14 protein-coding genes are annotated in these 16,294 nt (G+C 72.2%); 7 read left to right on the top strand and 7 right to left on the bottom strand.

What is annotated here, in order from left to right; genetic code table 11:
• Positions 1 to 94: 94 nt before the first annotated feature.
• Together ACIPYS_RS37705 and ACIPYS_RS37700 are read right to left on the bottom strand one after the other, a co-directional pair.
• On the bottom strand, positions 95 to 1,372 hold the full coding sequence (locus ACIPYS_RS37705) for a protein kinase (protein ID WP_400754823.1): 1,278 nt from the start codon (positions 1,370 to 1,372) through the stop codon (positions 95 to 97).
• A gap of 82 nt (positions 1,373 to 1,454) precedes the next feature.
• Positions 1,455 to 2,393 carry a serine/threonine-protein kinase gene (locus ACIPYS_RS37700; protein ID WP_093859886.1) on the bottom strand — a complete coding sequence of 313 codons (939 nt, stop codon included), beginning with the start codon at positions 2,391 to 2,393 and terminating at the stop codon, positions 1,455 to 1,457.
• A gap of 118 nt (positions 2,394 to 2,511) precedes the next feature.
• Between ACIPYS_RS37700 and ACIPYS_RS37695 the strand changes: the two genes are divergently transcribed.
• Positions 2,512 to 4,668 carry a UvrD-helicase domain-containing protein gene (locus ACIPYS_RS37695; RefSeq protein ID WP_400754819.1) on the top strand — a complete coding sequence of 719 codons (2,157 nt, stop codon included), beginning with the start codon at positions 2,512 to 2,514 and terminating at the stop codon, positions 4,666 to 4,668.
• 289 nt (positions 4,669 to 4,957) lie between these two features.
• On the opposite strand, the gene ACIPYS_RS37690 is transcribed toward ACIPYS_RS37695, so the two are convergent.
• On the bottom strand, positions 4,958 to 5,380 hold the full coding sequence (locus ACIPYS_RS37690; protein ID WP_093859887.1) for a nuclear transport factor 2 family protein: 423 nt from the start codon (positions 5,378 to 5,380) through the stop codon (positions 4,958 to 4,960).
• Between the two features lie 123 nt (positions 5,381 to 5,503).
• Here ACIPYS_RS37690 and ACIPYS_RS37685 point away from each other — a divergent pair, with 123 nt between their 5' ends.
• Positions 5,504 to 6,070, top strand: coding sequence for a PadR family transcriptional regulator (locus tag ACIPYS_RS37685; RefSeq protein ID WP_400754815.1), 567 nt, complete (start codon positions 5,504 to 5,506; stop codon positions 6,068 to 6,070).
• Positions 6,071 to 6,262: 192 nt separating this feature from the next.
• A complete protein-coding gene (locus tag ACIPYS_RS37680; RefSeq protein ID WP_400754812.1) occupies positions 6,263 to 6,490 on the top strand; it encodes a DUF6269 family protein in 228 nt (75 codons plus the stop codon).
• A gap of 41 nt (positions 6,491 to 6,531) precedes the next feature.
• Here ACIPYS_RS37680 and ACIPYS_RS37675 read toward each other — a convergent pair whose 3' ends face one another.
• Positions 6,532 to 7,299, bottom strand: a complete 768-nt coding sequence (locus ACIPYS_RS37675) for a LuxR family transcriptional regulator (protein WP_400754809.1) — start codon at positions 7,297 to 7,299, stop codon at positions 6,532 to 6,534.
• Positions 7,300 to 7,381: 82 nt separating this feature from the next.
• Positions 7,382 to 8,131, bottom strand: coding sequence for a LuxR C-terminal-related transcriptional regulator (locus ACIPYS_RS37670; protein ID WP_400754806.1), 750 nt, complete (start codon positions 8,129 to 8,131; stop codon positions 7,382 to 7,384).
• Between the two features lie 602 nt (positions 8,132 to 8,733).
• On the opposite strand from ACIPYS_RS37670, the gene ACIPYS_RS37665 reads away from it, so the two are divergent.
• From ACIPYS_RS37665 to ACIPYS_RS37650, 4 genes are all read left to right on the top strand, one after another.
• On the top strand, positions 8,734 to 11,493 hold the full coding sequence (locus ACIPYS_RS37665) for an AMP-binding protein (RefSeq protein ID WP_400754803.1): 2,760 nt from the start codon (positions 8,734 to 8,736) through the stop codon (positions 11,491 to 11,493).
• Complete coding sequence (locus tag ACIPYS_RS37660; protein ID WP_400754800.1) at positions 11,490 to 12,443, top strand: NAD-dependent epimerase/dehydratase family protein; 954 nt, start codon at positions 11,490 to 11,492, stop codon at positions 12,441 to 12,443. The genes ACIPYS_RS37665 and ACIPYS_RS37660 overlap by 4 nt, the downstream gene beginning before the upstream one ends.
• A gap of 10 nt (positions 12,444 to 12,453) precedes the next feature.
• Positions 12,454 to 12,858, top strand: coding sequence for a nuclear transport factor 2 family protein (locus ACIPYS_RS37655; RefSeq protein ID WP_400754797.1), 405 nt, complete (start codon positions 12,454 to 12,456; stop codon positions 12,856 to 12,858).
• A gap of 158 nt (positions 12,859 to 13,016) precedes the next feature.
• Entirely contained in the window at positions 13,017 to 13,172 is a 156-nt protein-coding gene (locus ACIPYS_RS37650) for a hypothetical protein (protein ID WP_400754794.1), read from the top strand.
• A 61-nt stretch (positions 13,173 to 13,233) separates the two neighbouring features.
• On the opposite strand, the gene ACIPYS_RS37645 is transcribed toward ACIPYS_RS37650, so the two are convergent.
• Together ACIPYS_RS37645 and ACIPYS_RS37640 are read right to left on the bottom strand one after the other, a co-directional pair.
• Positions 13,234 to 15,213 carry a BTAD domain-containing putative transcriptional regulator gene (locus ACIPYS_RS37645; RefSeq protein WP_400754791.1) on the bottom strand — a complete coding sequence of 660 codons (1,980 nt, stop codon included), beginning with the start codon at positions 15,211 to 15,213 and terminating at the stop codon, positions 13,234 to 13,236.
• A gap of 54 nt (positions 15,214 to 15,267) precedes the next feature.
• On the bottom strand, positions 15,268 to 16,294 hold a 1,027-nt coding region (locus tag ACIPYS_RS37640; RefSeq protein WP_400754788.1), incomplete at its 5' end, for an acyl-CoA carboxylase subunit beta.

Below are 16,294 nucleotides of genomic sequence, written 5' to 3'. Positions count from 1 at the left end.
CTGTCGGTTCTCCGGATGCTTTCGGCCACCGCGCATGCAAGGGCCGGCCGACGCGGATCCTACCACATTGAACCTGTGTACAAAGTTCACAGATCTAGCCGAGCATCCGGTCCAGTCGTTCGATCAGCCGGACTGTCCGGACGACGCCGGGATCGGCATCCGGCAGAGCCGCACGCTGGGCATCCCGCAGCAGGACGAGAAGCTCACGGGCTCGCGCCCGGCCGCCGGAGTCGGCGACCAGCTTGGCGATCCGGTACCGGGTGTCGAAGACGGACGGATGCGTGGCACCGAGGGCTCGCGTCTGGAACGGCAGGAGGGCCTCGAACGCGTCACGAGCCTCGGAAGGACGCCCGAGCACGACCAGGCAGCGGGCAGCACCCGCCCGGCAGGCCAACACCTGCGGATCGTCAACGGCCCTGCTGCCGGCAAGCCGCTCGGCCAGGCCGGTGTACCCCTCATGGGCTCGCCCCGGGTCGCCGGCCGTGAACAGCCCGTCGTACCGCTCCAGTGCGGCCTCGGCCTCGGCCTCGGCCTCGCCGCCGGACGCCTCCGCCGCCCACCGGGCCGCGGTGACGCGGACCTCCTGGGACGAAGGGCGGTCCTCCGGTGCCTTTGCGAGCAGCCGCATCACCAGGTCGGCGAGTGCGCCGGGCAGGTCGGGGCGGTGTGCGGTGACCGGCTCCGGCTCCTCGGTCGCGTGCCGGTACATCAGCATCACCGGATTCGGCGCGGTGAGCGGAGGAGTACCGGCCAGCAGCTCGTACAGCAGGCACCCCAGGGCGTACAGGTCGCTCGCGGCGACCGAGCGCCCTTCCGCCTGCTCCGGGGCCATGAACCCGGCGGTCCCGGGCGTGGCATTGGTGGCGGTGAGCCGCGGCTCGTCCGGCCCCGGCTCCAACGCGGCGGCGATACCGAAGTCGAGCACCTTGACCGCGCCGGTCGGGGTGAGCATCAGGTTGGACGGCTTCAGGTCTCGGTGGATCACGCCGTTGGCGTGCGCATGCGCCAGTACATCGGCCGTCTGCGCGGCCACCGAGGCAGCCCGGTGGATCGGGAACCGCCCCGACTTCAGCAGTGTCGACAAGGTCTCCCCCGGGACCAGCTCCATCACCAGGTACAGCCGGCCGTCGCCGAGCTTCCCGTGGTCATGCACGACAGGGACGCCGACATGGCGCAGGGCCGAGGTCAGCCGGGCCTCCCGCAGGAACCGCTGCTCCAAGGCGGTGGACACGTCACCGTGCCCGTGCGAGGAGAGGAACTTCACCGCCACCCGGCGGCCGGCCAGCCGGTCCCGCGCGGCCCAGACCTCGCCCATCCCGCCCCGGCCCAAGAGGTCCGACAACTCGTAGCGTCCCAGGATCTCCCGTGTCACGCGTCCCGTCCCCAGTCACAGCTTCGTTCGCACCCCACCAGCACTGTCCGGAGCATCCTCTCATTCGGGAGCAACCGTGCCGTCACACCGGGTAGGGGCCTTGCGGAAGCACGAACGGGCGCCGGGGGTCCTCCGGGCCGAAGCGGCGCAGCGCGTCCGGTCCCGGTTGTGCCGCCGGCAGGTACGGTCCGAGTGCGGCATAGGTTTCGGCGGCCGACCCGGGCCTCGCCTCGCGTTCCTTGGCGAGCAACGCGGTGGCCAGCTCCTGGAGGCCGGCGGGCACCTCGACCCCGCAGTCCGCAAGAAGGGGCGGCGGCGCACCGAGATGCCCGGCCACCAGAGCGGGCGGCGTCGAGGCGTCGAACGGCGGGCGACCGGTCAGCATGAGGTGCAGCAGACATCCCACGCTGTAGAGGTCGCTGCGGGCGTCGAGGACCGGTGAGCCCCTGAGCAGCTCCGGGGAGGCGCACTGGAGGTTGCCCAGCAGTTCGCCGGTCGAGGTGAGCCGCGGACCGTTGTCCGCCACCACCTTGACCAGGCCGAAGTCGAGGATCTTGACGACGCCGTCCTGGGCGACCATCACGTTCTCGGCCTTGAGGTCCCGGTGCACCAGCCCGGCGGCGTGCGCCGCCGACAGACCCGCGCACAGCTGTGCGGCCACGGCGACAGCGGACTCGACATCGAGGCGTTCCCGTTCGTCCAGGAGGACACCGAGGGTCGAGCCGACCACGAGCTGCATGACCAACCAGCAGGTCTCGCCGGTGATGTCCGCGTCGTGCACGGTCGCGATGTTGACGTGGTCAAGTGCCGCCGCCGCCTTGGCCTCCAGTTCGAAGCGGCGCAGCACTCCGTCGCGGCCCGCCGGATCGGACAGCAGATCGGCCGGGACGAGCTTGACCGCGACCGCTCGGCCGAGATGGCGGTCACGGCCCTGCCACACGTGCCCCATCGACCCTCGCGCCAGGGGTTGTTCCAGCCCGTACCGATTTCCGAGCACGGTGCCCCGGCCGATGTGCTGCATGTGCCTCCTCCCGCCCCGGGGAGTGTACGGCAGCCGTACGTACGCATCCCGACTGATCGCCCCGGCCCAGTACAGTGTGCGCACTGCCGCCGATCGACCGATGCGCAAGGGGGCCCGCGTGGCGACGCTGGGAATGCACCGGGACTTTCTGCTGGAGTTCGCGGCCCTGGAGAAACCGGTGCAACGGCGGGTCAGCGAGGCCTTCGAGAAGTTCGCCTCGGCCACCCACACGGGCGCGCACCTGGAGAAGCTGACCAACCAGCGGGACCCGCGGATCCGCACCATCCGGATCACCGACTTCTGGCGCGGAGTGGTCCTCAAGGCCGAAGAAGGCGATGTCTACCTGCTGTTGAAGGTCCTCCCCCACGACAAGGCGAACGACTGGGCGTGCAAGCACCGGGCGTCGGTCAACGCGGCCACGCAGGGCGTGGAAATCCGGAACGACGTCGCACTGGAGCATGCCACCGAGTCGCTGAGGGCAGTGGCCGGCGAGGAGTCCCGGCGGTTGTTCGCCGGCCACTCCGACAAGGTCCTTCGGCAGCTGGGCATCGAGGAGGAGATTCTGCCGATCATTCGGCTGCTGCCGGACGACACCCATCTGGAGGCCCTCCACACCGTCCTGCCGGAGCAGCAGTTCGACGTTCTGCTCGGGCTCGCCAGCGGCATGGAGCCCGAGGAGGTCGACCGCGAGATCGTCCAGGCCTACGCGCGGAGCGCGGTACCCGAGGAGGCCGAGCCGTCCGGGGACGGCCTGGTCGCCGCCATGGCCCATGCACGTGGCCGGGTCGCCCTGGTCTCCGGCCCCACGGAACTGCTGGAGATCCTGGAGCGGCCGTTCGACACCTGGCGGATCTTCCTCCACCCCGCCCAGTACCGCATCGCGTACCGGGAGTCCTACGGCGGTCCGGCCCGGGTGACCGGCGGCCCCGGGACCGGGAAGACAGTGGTGGCACTGCACCGCGCGCACCAGCTGGCCCGCCGGCTGCCGGCGGACGCGCCGGACGGGTGCGTGCTGCTCACGACCTTCACGAAGGACCTCGCCGCGGAGCTCGAACGCTGTCTGGCACTGCTGATCGCGGACGAGCGGGTCAGGGCGAAGGTCCGGGTCGTCAACGTCGACGCGCTGGCGAACGAGGTCGTCCGCCGGGAGCGCGGCGGTGCGCCGCTGAAGATCCTCGTCGACCAGCGGGAGATCCTCGCCCGCTGGGGGCGGATCTCCCGGGGGCTCGGCCTCGACTTCGCCGATACCTTCCTCGACCAGGAGTGGCGGCAGGTCGTCCTGGCACAGGCGATCACCAGCCCGGAGCAGTACCTCAAGGCGCCGCGGGACGGCCGGGGCAAGCGGCTCGGCCCACTGCAGAAAGCCCAGCTGTGGCGCGCGGTCGTGGCGTTCGAGGAAAAGCTGCGGCAGTCCGGGGAATGGACGTTCTTCCAGGTGTGCGCGCGAGCCGCACAGGTTCTGGACGAACCGTCCGATCGTCCGTTCCGACATGTGGTGGTCGACGAGTCACAGGACCTGCACCCCGCCCAGTGGCGCTTCCTCAGGGCGCTGGTCGCCCCCGGGCCCGACGACCTCTTCATCGCCGGTGACACTCATCAGCGGATCTACGGCAACAAGGTCTCGCTCCGTTCGCTCGGCATCCAGGTCGCCGGCAGGTCCTCGCGTCTTCGGATCAACTACCGAACCACTCACGAGATCCTGACCTGGGCCGCGTCCCTCCTCACCGGTGAGCGACCGGACGACATGGACGGCGGGGAGGAGTCCCTTGCCGGCTACCACTCGACTCTGCACGGTGCACACCCCGATGTGCACGGCCACCCCGGCAAGGCCGAGGAGATCAAGGCACTGGTCGCACGCATCGAGAAGTGGATCGGATCCGGCGTCCGCCCCGAGGACATCGGCGTGGCGGTGCGGTTCGTCCAGCTGGGACGCGACATCGCTCAAGCCCTTGAGCAGGCTGGGACACCTGCCTGGGTACTCGGCACCGGGGCGTCGGGAACGGGCGTACGGATCGGGACGATGCACCGCATGAAGGGGTTGGAGTTCCGCTGCGTCGCGGTGGCAGGCGTCTGCGACACCGTCGTGCCCATGCGAAGCGCGATCACTCCGCTGGAGTCCGACGCGCAGCAGCACCGGGAGGACCTCGCCGGCGAGCTCAGTCTGCTCTTCGTCGCCTGTACGCGGGCAAGAGAGGCCCTCTCGCTCTCCTGGCACGGGGCACCGAGCACCTTCCTCGTGCCGGTCGCCGAGGTGCGGGTGCCCGCATCTCTCTGACACGTCCGTCGACTGCCCCTGGATCCCCGCCGCCGCACGACGGCGGGACCGGACATCCGGAGGCGCCCGACAATGTTTCAGCGGATCTCAAGGCCGGGGTCCCCCGTCCTCGATCGTGAAGTCGCGGTCGCAGCCCGCACGCGGACCCGGGGTCGCGGGAGCGAGGTGGCTGTCGGCCCGGCCCGGACAGCGACGGGAACCGCGTCCGGGCCGAGCATCGCGTGGGTGGCCGGAGGGGGCGCTGGATGCAAGGTCCCGGGCGGTGACCTCCTCGCAGTCGGCGAGGCGGTCAGCCGGCCGCATCTACCGTCGCGGGGTCCGCCGTTCCGGCGGCTTCGGCAGCGATCCGGTCGAACTCGGCGGCCATCGCGGCGGCGAGGGCCTGCGCGGCGGAGAGCGGGCGGACCATCACGGTGAGCTCGTCGATCCTCCCGTCCTCGTCGAGGTGGAGGAAGTCGCACCCCTGGAGCTGCTTGCCGCCGACGGTGGCGGTGAACACGAGGGCGTGGTCGCGTCCGTCGGGGTCGCCGATCTCGCGGACGTAGGCGAAGTCCTCGAAGACCCGCAGCACGGCGCGCAGGATCGCGCCGGTGATGGCCTTGCCGGGGTAGGGCTTGAACGCGACCGGGCTGGTGAACACGACGTTCTCGGCGAGGAGTTCGGTCATGGCCCGGGCGTCGCGGTCCTCGACCGCCTTGCGGAACGGGTGCATGGGGAGGTCTCCGGTTCCTAGTCATCGAATTGAGTAGGTGTACCGGCGAGTATGGGGCGGTCGGGAACGTACTGTCCATAGCCATTAGTCGCCTTGTTGACCAGTGGCTGCTAGCGTGACCGCATGGCTCTGCGGCACGCGGTGATGGCCGCCCTCCTGGAGGGCGAGGCCTCCGGCTACGACCTCTCCAAGGGCTTCGACGCCTCGGTGGCGAACTTCTGGATGGCCACCCCGCAGCAGCTCTACCGCGAGCTGGACCGGATGGAGGCGGCCGGCCTCATCTCCGCCCGGGTGGTCGAGCAGGAACGGCGCCCCAACAAGCGCCTCTTCTCCCTCACCGACGCCGGACTCGCCGCCGTCCACGCCTACACCGCCGAGCACACCAGCAAGCCGACCACCATCCGCGACGAGCTGATGGTCAAGGTCCAGAGCGTCGACGCCGGTGACGCCGCCGCCGTCCGCGCCGCCGTCGCAGAACGTCTGGAGTGGGCCCGCGCCAAGCTCGCCCGCTACGAGCGCCTGCGGACCAAGCTCCTCGACGGCCGCACCGAGGAGCAGCACCTCGCCGGGGCCGAACGCGTCGGCCCGTATCTGACCCTGCTGCGCGGCATGGCGTTCGAGCGCGAGAACATCCGCTGGTCCGGGACGGCCCTGCGGGTCCTCGACGCCCGCACCGCCGCCGACGGCTGACCGCGCCGCCCGGACACCGCCCGCGCCCGCCCCGGACCGCGCCCGCGCGGAAGCCGTGGCCCGCGGGGCAACCGTACGGCGCGTTCGGGTGTCTCAGTACAGGTCGACTCAAGGCGCGGCATAGGCCAGTTGCCGATAATGGGTGCGAAACGGGGGCCGTACCAGGGAGATGCGCCGAATTCAGGAGGAGCTATGGACGACGATCGGCTCGACCCCGTTCGTATTCCCCACCCGCTGTCCGTGCTGGACCAGATCGAGCAGGAGCACGAGGCCGAGGAAGCGGCCCACCTGCAGGCGTCCGACACTCCGTGGGGGCAGGTCCTCGCCGCGTACATCGACGTCCTGACGGAGCTGATCGCCTCTCAGCCCGAGGGTGAGGAACCGGGCGAGGAGACCGACGTGCCCGAGCGCGACCACTGAATGGGGCGGGCGCCGCCCGCCGTCCGCCGTCCGCCGTCCGGTCAGCCGGAGCCGGGGCGGCCCGCCGGGGGCAGCAGGCCCAGTTCGGCCGCGCGCACCCCTGCCTGGAAGCGGGAGTTGGCGCCGAGCAGGGCCATGATCTCGGCCACGTAGCGGCGGTAGGTCCGCACCGAGACGGCGAGGTCGCGGGCGGCGACCTCGTCGGTGACCCCGGCGCGCAGGGCGCCCAGGATCTGGCGGGCGAAGGCCGCCCGGGAGCGGTCGCCGAAGACGATGCGCTCGCCGGCGGGCACGGCGCCCCGCCACACGTTGTCGAAGAGGATCTGCAGGGTGTGGATCACCTCGGGCACCCGGATCACCGCGGCCCGCCGGTTGACCATGACGCCGGTGACCACCAGCGCCGCCTCCCGGTCGACCATGATCGCCTGGATCGGGGGGACCCGGGCCACCCGGATCGCCGCCGGGTGCGGCTGGCCGATCTGCTCGCGGACGAAGTTCTCGTCGAGCAGTTCGGGTGAGCTGAGCAACTGGACGGTGACGGACGGATCCGCCTTGTACAGCAGCCCCCGCTCGGAACGTTCCGAGCGTTCCTCCTCGTGGACCCGCCGAGCGTGCACGATGTCGATGCTCGACCGGGCGCCGGTGATCATCTCCTCCGCCGTGCTGAGGACGTTCCGGTAGGGGCCGGTAATCGCGGTGACGAGCCGATCGGTGGAGTAGCGGTCGCGATTCATCGCGACCGTCGACTCGATCAGCGCGCTCACCCCGAGCAGGGCCTCCTCCAGCTCGTCCACGGACCGATCCGGCACTGTGCCCCAACCTCTCCGTCGCCTTGCTGACAGTCCGCGCACGGCCCCCGCCCGCCGACGGGCGGACGGGGGCCGGCGCCGGTCACCCCTGGCTGGGCAGCAGCCCCAGCTCGACCGCCCGGAATCCCGCCTGGAAGCGGGAGTTCGCGCCGAGCTCGCGCATGATCTCCGCGACGTGGCGACGGTAGGTGCGCAGCGAGACGTGGAGTTCCTGTGCGGCGACCTCGTCGGTGTGGCCCTCCCGGAGCATCTCCAGGACGCGCCTGGTCTGGTCGCTGTCGAGACGCGGACTGAGGCACAGGTGGCGGGCCAGCGGTCTGGCGCGTGACCAGGCCCCCGCGAAGAACAGGTCGAGGGCCCGCACCACGGCGGGGTCGTTGACGGTGACGGCGTCCCGCCCGTCGTCTCCGGCTCCGGAGCGGACCAGCGCGCCGCGGCCGTCGACGATCAGCACCTCGCGCAGGTCGGTCTCGGAGACCCGTACCTCGGTCTGCGGCAGGTGCAGGTCGGCGAGCAGGCCGACGGCGCTCTCGGCGGCCGGACCCACGCAGAGCACCCGCACCACCGGGCCCGGGCGGCCGGGCCCCTCCTCCTCCGGCAGCCGGGCGAGTGTCCGGCGCGCCTCGACGACGAACTTGCCGTCCGCGACGAGCGCCAGGCTCACCGAGCGGCGGGCACCGGCGACCAGTTGCTCCATGGCCTGGCCGACCGCCCCCGCGTCGGTGCGTGACACCGGTGCCGGCCCGCCGGTCCGTCGGCGGTGCAGCGAGACCGTCGACTCGATCAACGCCCTGGCTCTGAGGAGGGTCTCCTCGACGTGTTCCGCGTGCACCTTCGGAAGTTCCGCTTCCGGTGCGGTGGTTAAATTCCTGACTCCCACTGTCCTAGCCCCCGTTTTGATCTGCTTACGCTCATCCGTCGCGCACGTCCCGCCCCCGGACGAAAGCACATGCCGTCCGAAGCGGAAGAGCCCCTTCTGGTGAGAGACGCGCGACGGGACAAAGATCCATCTCACCCTAGTGAGACACCCATCCTCCGTCAATGAACGTTCGTCCGGCGCAATTCGGGGCCCTGTAGCAGAACAGTTCCGGAGCGGGCCGTGCGACGGCGATTCCGACAACAAGTTGCCGACTTTCGGCCCGTCGGGCGCACCCGCCGTCCGCTTCCGGCACCCGGGGCTACGCGTCCATCACCAGCCGTAGCATCCGGCGTCCTTTCAGGCCAGCGCCCGTCCCGCCAGACGGGACAGCGCCTAGGTTCGAGCACGAGGGCCCGCGGTCGACCGCGGGGCCCGTGCCTTCCCCGGCCCCGTGCCTTCCCCGGCCCCGTGGTCCACGGCCCACCGGACTTCTCCGAACACCGAACTTCTCCGAACGAGGGGCTTCTCCCTGCTCGATCCCCCCGGCTCCACCAAAGTCCTGCTTAGGAGAAACCATGACGCACCCACCGGAGATCATCTCCGATCTGCTGCTGAGAGCCGCCGAGCGACACCCGGCGAACGGAATCCGCTACTGCGCCGGTGGTTCCGGCGCGGGACACCGCGACCAGAGCCACACCGAGCTGCTGCACGAGGCGGGCCGGCTGCTGGCCGGACTGCGGGCCCGCGGACTGCGACCGCGGGACAAGGTCGTCCTGCTGCTGGAGGACCCCGCGGAGTTCCTCCCGGCGTTCTGGGCCGCCCAGCTCGGCGGCTTCGTCCCCTGCCCGATGGCGCCGCTGCGGACCGACCGGAGCCGCTGGGCCGACCAACTCGGACACGTGGACGCGCTCCTGGACAAGCCACTGGTGCTCACCGACGCGGCGCTGGTGGCCGAGCTCCCGCTGCTGGACGGCCTGGCGGTCACCACCACCGACATCCTGCGCGAGGCCGGGGGCGCGCCCGTCGGCGAGCCGCACCGGGCCGCGCCGGAGGACGTCGCGGTCCTCGTCCTGACCTCCGGGTCGACCGGGAACGCCAAGGCCGTCGAACTGAGCCACGCCAACCTGCTGGCGTCGATGAGCGCGAAGAACGGGTACCACCGGCTCACCGGGACGGACACCGCCCTCAACTGGGTCTCGTTCGACCACGTCGCCGCGCTGCTGGAGTGCCACCTGCTGCCGCTGTCGGTCGGCTGCCGCCAGGTCCACGCCCCGGCGCAGGTCGTCCTCGGGGATCCGCCCGAGTTCCTGCGGCTCGTCTCCGAGCACCGGGTGACCATGACGTTCACCCCCAACTTCCTGCTGGGGCTGCTCAACACCGCCGCCGAGCGGATCGCGGCCGACGAGCACGAACCGCTCGACCTGACCCGGCTGCGGCACATCGTCAGCGGCGGAGAGGCGGTGGTCGGCGCGACCGGACGCACCTTCCTGGAACGGTACGCGCGGTACGGCCTGGACCCCGCGGCACTGTGGCCCGCCTTCGGGATGACCGAGACCTGCGCCGGCAGCGTCTACTCGCTCGGCTTCCCGCACACCGACGAGGGCCGGGAGTTCGCGAACCTGGGCACCCCGGTGGACGGCCTGCGGATCCGGATCGCCGACGCCGACGACCGCCCGCTGCCCGGGGGCGAGGTCGGTGAGCTCCAGCTGAACGGCCCGATGATCACCCGCGGGTACCACAACGACGCCGAGGCGACCGCGGCGGCCTTCACCGCCGACGGCTGGTTCCGCAGCGGCGACCTCGGCCTGATCGACGAGGGCCGGCTCACCCTGGTCGGGCGCAGCAAGGACAGCGTGATCGTCAACGGCGTCAACTACTTCAGTCACGAACTGGAGACCGTGCTGGCGCGGTTGGACGGGGTCGACCCCTCCTACGTCGCCGCGTTCCCCACCCGCCCGACCGGCGGCGACACGGAGCAGCTGGTGATCGCCTTCCACTGCCCGCTGCCCGTGGAGGACGAGGCGGGCCGCTACCGGACGCTGGCCGCGATCCGCAGCACCACCGTGCTGACCTGGGGGTTCCGGCCCGCCCTGATCCTGCCTCTCGCGCCGGAGGCCTTTCCGAAGACCAGCCTCGGCAAGATCCAGCGGGCGCTGATGCGCCGACGGCTGGAGGCCGGCGGCTACGGGCCGGAACGCCGCGAGGTCGAGGCGCTGACAGCCCGCCGGCTCGGCGGGTACATCGCGCCGGCGGGCCCGACGGAACGGGTCCTCGCCGGGATCTACGCCGAGCTGTTCGGCACCGACCCGGCCCGGATCAGTGCCGTCGCGAGCTTCTTCGACCTGGGCGGCACGTCGCTGGACATCCTGCGGCTGCGCGGCCTGGTGGCGGAGCGGCTGGGCGAGCGGGACCTGCCGGTCGTCACCGTCCTCACCGCACCGACCGTCCGCTCGCTCGCGGCCCGTCTCACCCAGCCGCGGGGGCTGGGTGAGACGGCGTACGACCCGATCGTGCCGATGCAGACGGGCGGCGACAGGACTCCGCTGTTCTGCGTCCACCCCGGGGTCGGCGAGGTGCTGGTGTTCGTCAACCTGGCCCAGTACTTCGTCGGGGACCGGCCGTTCCACGCCCTGCGGGCCCGCGGGTTCGAGGAGGGCGAGAAGCCGTTCCGGACCTTCGAGGAGATGGTCGACACGTACGTGGACGCGATCCGGGAGCGGCAGCCGCACGGCCCGTACGCCCTCGCCGGCTACTCCTTCGGCGCCGCGGTGGCCTTCGAGATCGCCAAGGTGCTCCAGGAGCGGGGCGAGCGGGTGGACTTCCTCGGCAGCTTCAACCTGCCGCCGCACATCAAGTACCGGATGGACGAGCTGGACTTCGTCGAGACGGCCGTCAACCTGGCGTTCTTCCTGGCGCTGATCGACAAGCGGCAGGCTGCGGAGCTGCCCGGGCAGCTCCGCAGCCTGCCGCAGGACGAGCGGACCGCCCGGCTGCTGGCCCTGGCCCGGCCCGACCGGATCGCCGAACTCGACCTGGACCAGGAGAAGTTCGCCGCCTGGGCGGAACTCGCCGACCGGCTGACCGGCCTGGGTCAGTCGTACCGGCCGAGCGGCTCGGTCCGCTCGATGACGGTCTTCTACGCCGACCCGCTGCGGGGCACCAAGGAGGACTGGCTGGCGAACGAGCTGCGCCGCTGGGACGACTTCACCGAGGAGCCCAACCGGTACGTGGAGGTACCGGGAGAGCACTACACCCTGATGGGCCCGCAGCACGTGGCGGCCTTCCAGGCGATTCTGCGCAAGGAGATCGACCGGGCGATGGGAGAAGGCAGTTGAACGGCAGGAAGATCCTGGTGACCGGCGGCACCGGTCAGGTAGCGCGGCCCGTCGCGGAGGCGCTCGCCGCCGGGAACGAGGTGTGGTGCATCGGCCGCTTCGGCACCCCGGGGGTGGCCGAGGAACTGCGGGCGCGGGGCGTCGTCACCTGGCAGTGGGACATGGAGGACGACTCCGAGCACGCGTTCAAGGGACTGCCGGAGGACTTCACCCACGTCATCCACTCCGCGGTCCGGCGCGGTGACGACGGCGACTTCAACCGGACGATCGACGTCAACACCACGGCCACCGGCCGCCTGATGGCGCACTGCCGCACCGCCGAGGCCTTCCTGTTCGTGTCGACCGGAGCGCTGTACGCCCGACAGACCCTCGACCACGCCTACACCGAGGACGACCCGGTGGACGGCGTCGCGGACTGGCTGCCGGCCTACCCGGTCGGCAAGATCGCGACCGAGGGCGCCGTCCGCGCGCTGGCCCGGGTGCTCGGCCTGCCGACCACCATCGCCCGGCTCAACATCGCCTACGGACCAGGGGGTTACGGCGGCGTCCCGATGCTGTACTTCCAGCGGATGCTCGACGGCCAGCCCATCCCGGTGCCGCTGGAGGGCCAGAACTGGTGCTCCCCCATCCACACCGACGACATCGTCCGGCAGGTGCCCCGGTTGTGGGACGCCGCCTCGGTCCCCGCGACCCTGGTCAACTGGGGCGGGGACGAGGCGGTCGGGATCACCGACTGCGTCCGCCACCTCGAGGAGCTGACCGGGGTGTCCGCGCTGCTGGTCCCGAGCGAAGTCACCCGGGAGACCTACCGGTTCGACCCCGCGCTGCGTCACGCGCTGACCGGCCCGTGCCGGGTCGACTGGCGCGAGGGGATCCGCGGGACCCTCGCGGCCCTCCACCCCGACCATCTCAGGCCCGAGTACGCCGGGTCCGAGCCCGTCCAGCACTGAGGAGCGGCAGATGCCCCAGGAGAACGACAACCTCGCCCTCGTCCACGCGGCCTACCGCGCGTTCCACGACCGTGACGCGGCCGCGCTGCTGGCGACCCTGGACCCGGGTGTCGAATGGGTCCACCCCGACGGCCTCGCCGAGTACGGGCTCGGCGGTACCGAACTGGGCCACCGGGGCGTGCTGGACTTCCTGGGCAAGGTCTCGGGGGTGCTGGGCGGAATGCGGCTCGAACCGCAGGAGTTCGTCCACTCCGGCGACCGGGTGGTGGTGTTCGGCGTCCGTGACGTCACCTCGCTGGGCGGCCGCACCGAGACCCTGCCGTTCGTCCACTCGTGGACCTTCCGCGACGGGCTGGCCGTCCGGATGGAGGACATCTTCGACACCGTCGTGTTCACCCGGCTGATCGACAGCTGAGGCCGGACGGACGGCGCACCACGGGGCCGGGCTATAGGACTTCTATAGCCCGGCCGCCGGACCGGCCGGGCCGCCGCGGCGGCCCGATAGGGACGTCATAGCCACCGGCCGGATGCTCATTCCCTCAGCAGAACCCGAGACACGAGACGGAGGCCCCCATGGAGACGACGACCACCGACACCGCCGCGACCGAGCAGGCACGCCCGGAGTACATCGACATCGAACGCCTGCTCGGCGACCCGGACCTGCTCGCGACGGCCGCCCGGATGCCGGAGCGCAGTCTGGAGTTCGGCCACGCCGGTGGCTGCGGCTGACGGTGACCACGCGGGGCGGCCGGCCGGACCGCGGGGTCCGGCCGGCCGGGCCCGGGAGCGCTCAGGCCACGAGCGCGGCGGCCGACTGCTCCCGGGCCACCAGGCGGACCAACGAGGAGATCCGGTAGCGCAGTTCGGCCGGGTCGGGGTCGGCCGTCAACAGCCTCGCCTCGGTCAGCAGTTCCAGGACTTCCTCGGCCTCCCGCTCGGAGGAGGGGAGCAGGACCGCGGCCTCCGCGGGGGTGAAACTGTCGGCTTCCGCCCGGGCGAGCACCCGTAGGGCGGCCCGAGCGGCCGGACACAGGCGCGGCAGGTCCGCCGCCAGGCTGGCCCGGACGTCCAGCTCACCGAGGCGCAGCTCGTCCAGCCGGTGCTCGGCCGGGGCGAGGCGGTCGGCCAGCCGGGCCGTCGTCCAGTGCGGGCGGGCGGCCAGCCGGCCGGCGCAGATCCGCAGGGCGAGCGGCAGCCGGTCGCAGAGCTCGACGATCCGGGCGGTGGCCGCCGGGTCCGCGCTCACCCGTTCCCGCCCCGCCGCGGCGAGCAGTTGGTAGGCCGCGGGAAAGTCCAGCGGGCCGATCCGGAAGCGCTGGGCCCCTTCGACGGTGGGGAGCGCGGAGCGGCTCGTGACGACGGTACGGCCGCACGGGTCGGAGGTGAGCAGCGGGCGGACCGACCGCTCGTCGTGGGCGTTGTCCAGCACCACCAGGACCCTCCGCCCGGCCAGCCTGCTGCGGTAGAGCCGGACCAGCTCGTCCGGGCCGCCGGGCAGCCCGCGTTCCTCCGCCCCGAGGGCGCGCAGGAAGGCACGGAGCACCTCGGCCGGGTCGCGCGGGCGGCCGTCGGGGCCGCGCAGGTCCGCGTAGAGCACGCCGTCGGGGAACGCCGGACGGACGAGGTGGGTGGCCCGGACGGCCAGCGCGGACTTCCCGCACCCGGCGCCGCCGGTCAGCACCACCGGTCCGGCCGGGTCCGGGACGCAGTCCTGCCGCTCCGGCGGGACCCCGAGGACGGACCGCAGTGCGGTCAGATGGCGTTCGCGCCCGGCGAAGTCGGCGACGGCGGGCGGGAGCATGGCCGGCACCAGCCCGCTCCAGGCGCCGGTCCGGTGCTCCGCCGCGGGTTCGTCCCGGGCTGCCCGGGTCGGCGCCGGGACCCCGGTCGTGAGCCGGGCGGCCGAAGCCGAGGCGGCGGCGGGGGCCGGGGGCGCGACGGGTACGGCCGGGTGCCGCCCGGCGGCGGCCGGACCTGGCAGGGTGGAGGTGAGGACCTGCCGGTGCAGCCCCCGCAGGGTCGGGCCCGGGTCGACACCCAGCTCCTCGGCGAGCAGCCGCCGCCCCTGCTCGTACACCTCCAGGGCGTCGCTCTGGCGGTCGCAGCGGTAGAGGGCGGCCATCAGCTGCCCGCGCAGGCGCTCCCGGGCCGGATGCTCGGCGACCAGTCCGCGCAGTTCGGCGACGGCCGCCCGGTGGCCGCCCAGGGCGAGGTCCGCTTCGACGCGGTTCTCGAGGGCGGCGAGCCGGCTCTCCTCCAGGGCCGGCAGCTCCTTCCCGGCCAGCTGCGCGGTGACCCCGGTGAGCGGGGCGCCGCGCCAGTGCGCCAGCGCGGCGCAGAGCAGTGCGGCGGCGCGGGCGTAGGCGCCCGCCTCCAGGGCCCGGCGGCCGAGTTCGGCGCTCCGGCGGAACTCGTGCAGGTCGACCCGGGCCCCGCCGATGTCCAGCCGGTAGCCGGGCGCGCGGCGGACCAGGTCGACCCCGGGGCCGAGCCGCCCGCGCAGCCGCGAGGCGTAGGTGTGCAGTTGGGCGGTCCAGGTCGCGGGCGGGTCCCATCCCCAGAGCAGGACACGCAGCCGCTCGTCGGGGAGCACGCGGCCGTCGGACAGCAGCAGGGCGGCCAGCACGGAACGCTGCTTGGCGCCGTCCAGCCTGATCTCCCGGCCGTCGGCCACCGCCTCCACCGGGCCGAGGAGGCGAAATTCCAGCTCGGACGCGGTCGGCCGGGCGCCCGGCCGCTCAACGGTCTCCGGAGCCTCGAGGTGGGACATGACGCATCCGTTCCGCACGGCCGGCACGGTGGCCGTACGACTGTGGTGGGCCGCTCACTGCGGCGGGTTCCCGTGCTTGCGGCTCGGCAGGTCCGCGTGCTTGGTGGACAGCATCGCCAGTGCCGCGACGAGCGTCGCGCGGGTCTCGGCGGGGTCGATGACGTCGTCCACCAGGCCGCGTTCGGCCGCGTAGTACGGGTGCATCAGCTCGGCGGTGTACTCCTTGACCAGCTGGACGCGCGCGGCGTCCGGGTCGTCGGCGGCGGCGATCTCGCGGCGGAAGACGACGTTGGCGGCGCCCTCGGCGCCCATGACGGCGATCTCGTTGGTCGGCCAGGCGAAGGAGAGGTCGGCGCCGATCGAGCGGGAGTCCATGACGATGTAGGCACCGCCGTAGGCCTTGCGCAGGATCAGCTGGATCCGCGGCACGGTCGCGTTGCAGTAGGCGTACAGCAGCTTCGCGCCGTGCCGGATGATGCCGTCGTGCTCCTGGTCGACGCCGGGCAGGAAGCCGGGGACGTCGAGCACGGTGACCAGGGGGAAGTTGAAGGCGTCGCAGAACTGCACGAAGCGCGCGGCCTTCTCGCTGGCGTGGATGTCCAGCACCCCGGCCAGCGACTGCGGCTGACTGGCCACCAGTCCGACCGGACGGCCGTCGATCCGGGCGAGCACGCAGAGCACGTTGGTGGCCCAGCGCTCGTGGACCTCGAGGTACTCGCCGTGGTCGACGATCTCCTCGACGACCTTGCGCATGTCGTACGGCCGGTTGCCGTCGGCGGGCACCAGGTCGAGCAGGGTCTCGTTGCGGCGGTCCACCGGGTCGTCGTTGACGACCGGCGGGGGCATCTCGCGGTTGTTCTGCGGCAGCAGCGACAGGAGGTAGCGGACCTCCTCGATGCAGGACTGCTCGTCGTCGTAGACGAAGTGCGAGACGCCGGAGACGCCGGCGTGGACGTCGGCGCCGCCGAGCCCGTTCTGGCTGATCCTCTCGCCGGTGACGGCCTGGACCACGTCGGGGCCGGTGATGAACATCTGCGAGGTCTCGCGGACCATGAAGACGAAGTCGGTCAGGGCCGGGGAG

The organism is Kitasatospora sp. NPDC089913, assembly GCF_044748625.1.
GTDB lineage: Bacteria > Actinomycetota > Actinomycetes > Streptomycetales > Streptomycetaceae > Kitasatospora.
Note: the sequence above shows the minus strand (reverse complement) of the source record. Positions and strands in the feature narration are given on the sequence as shown.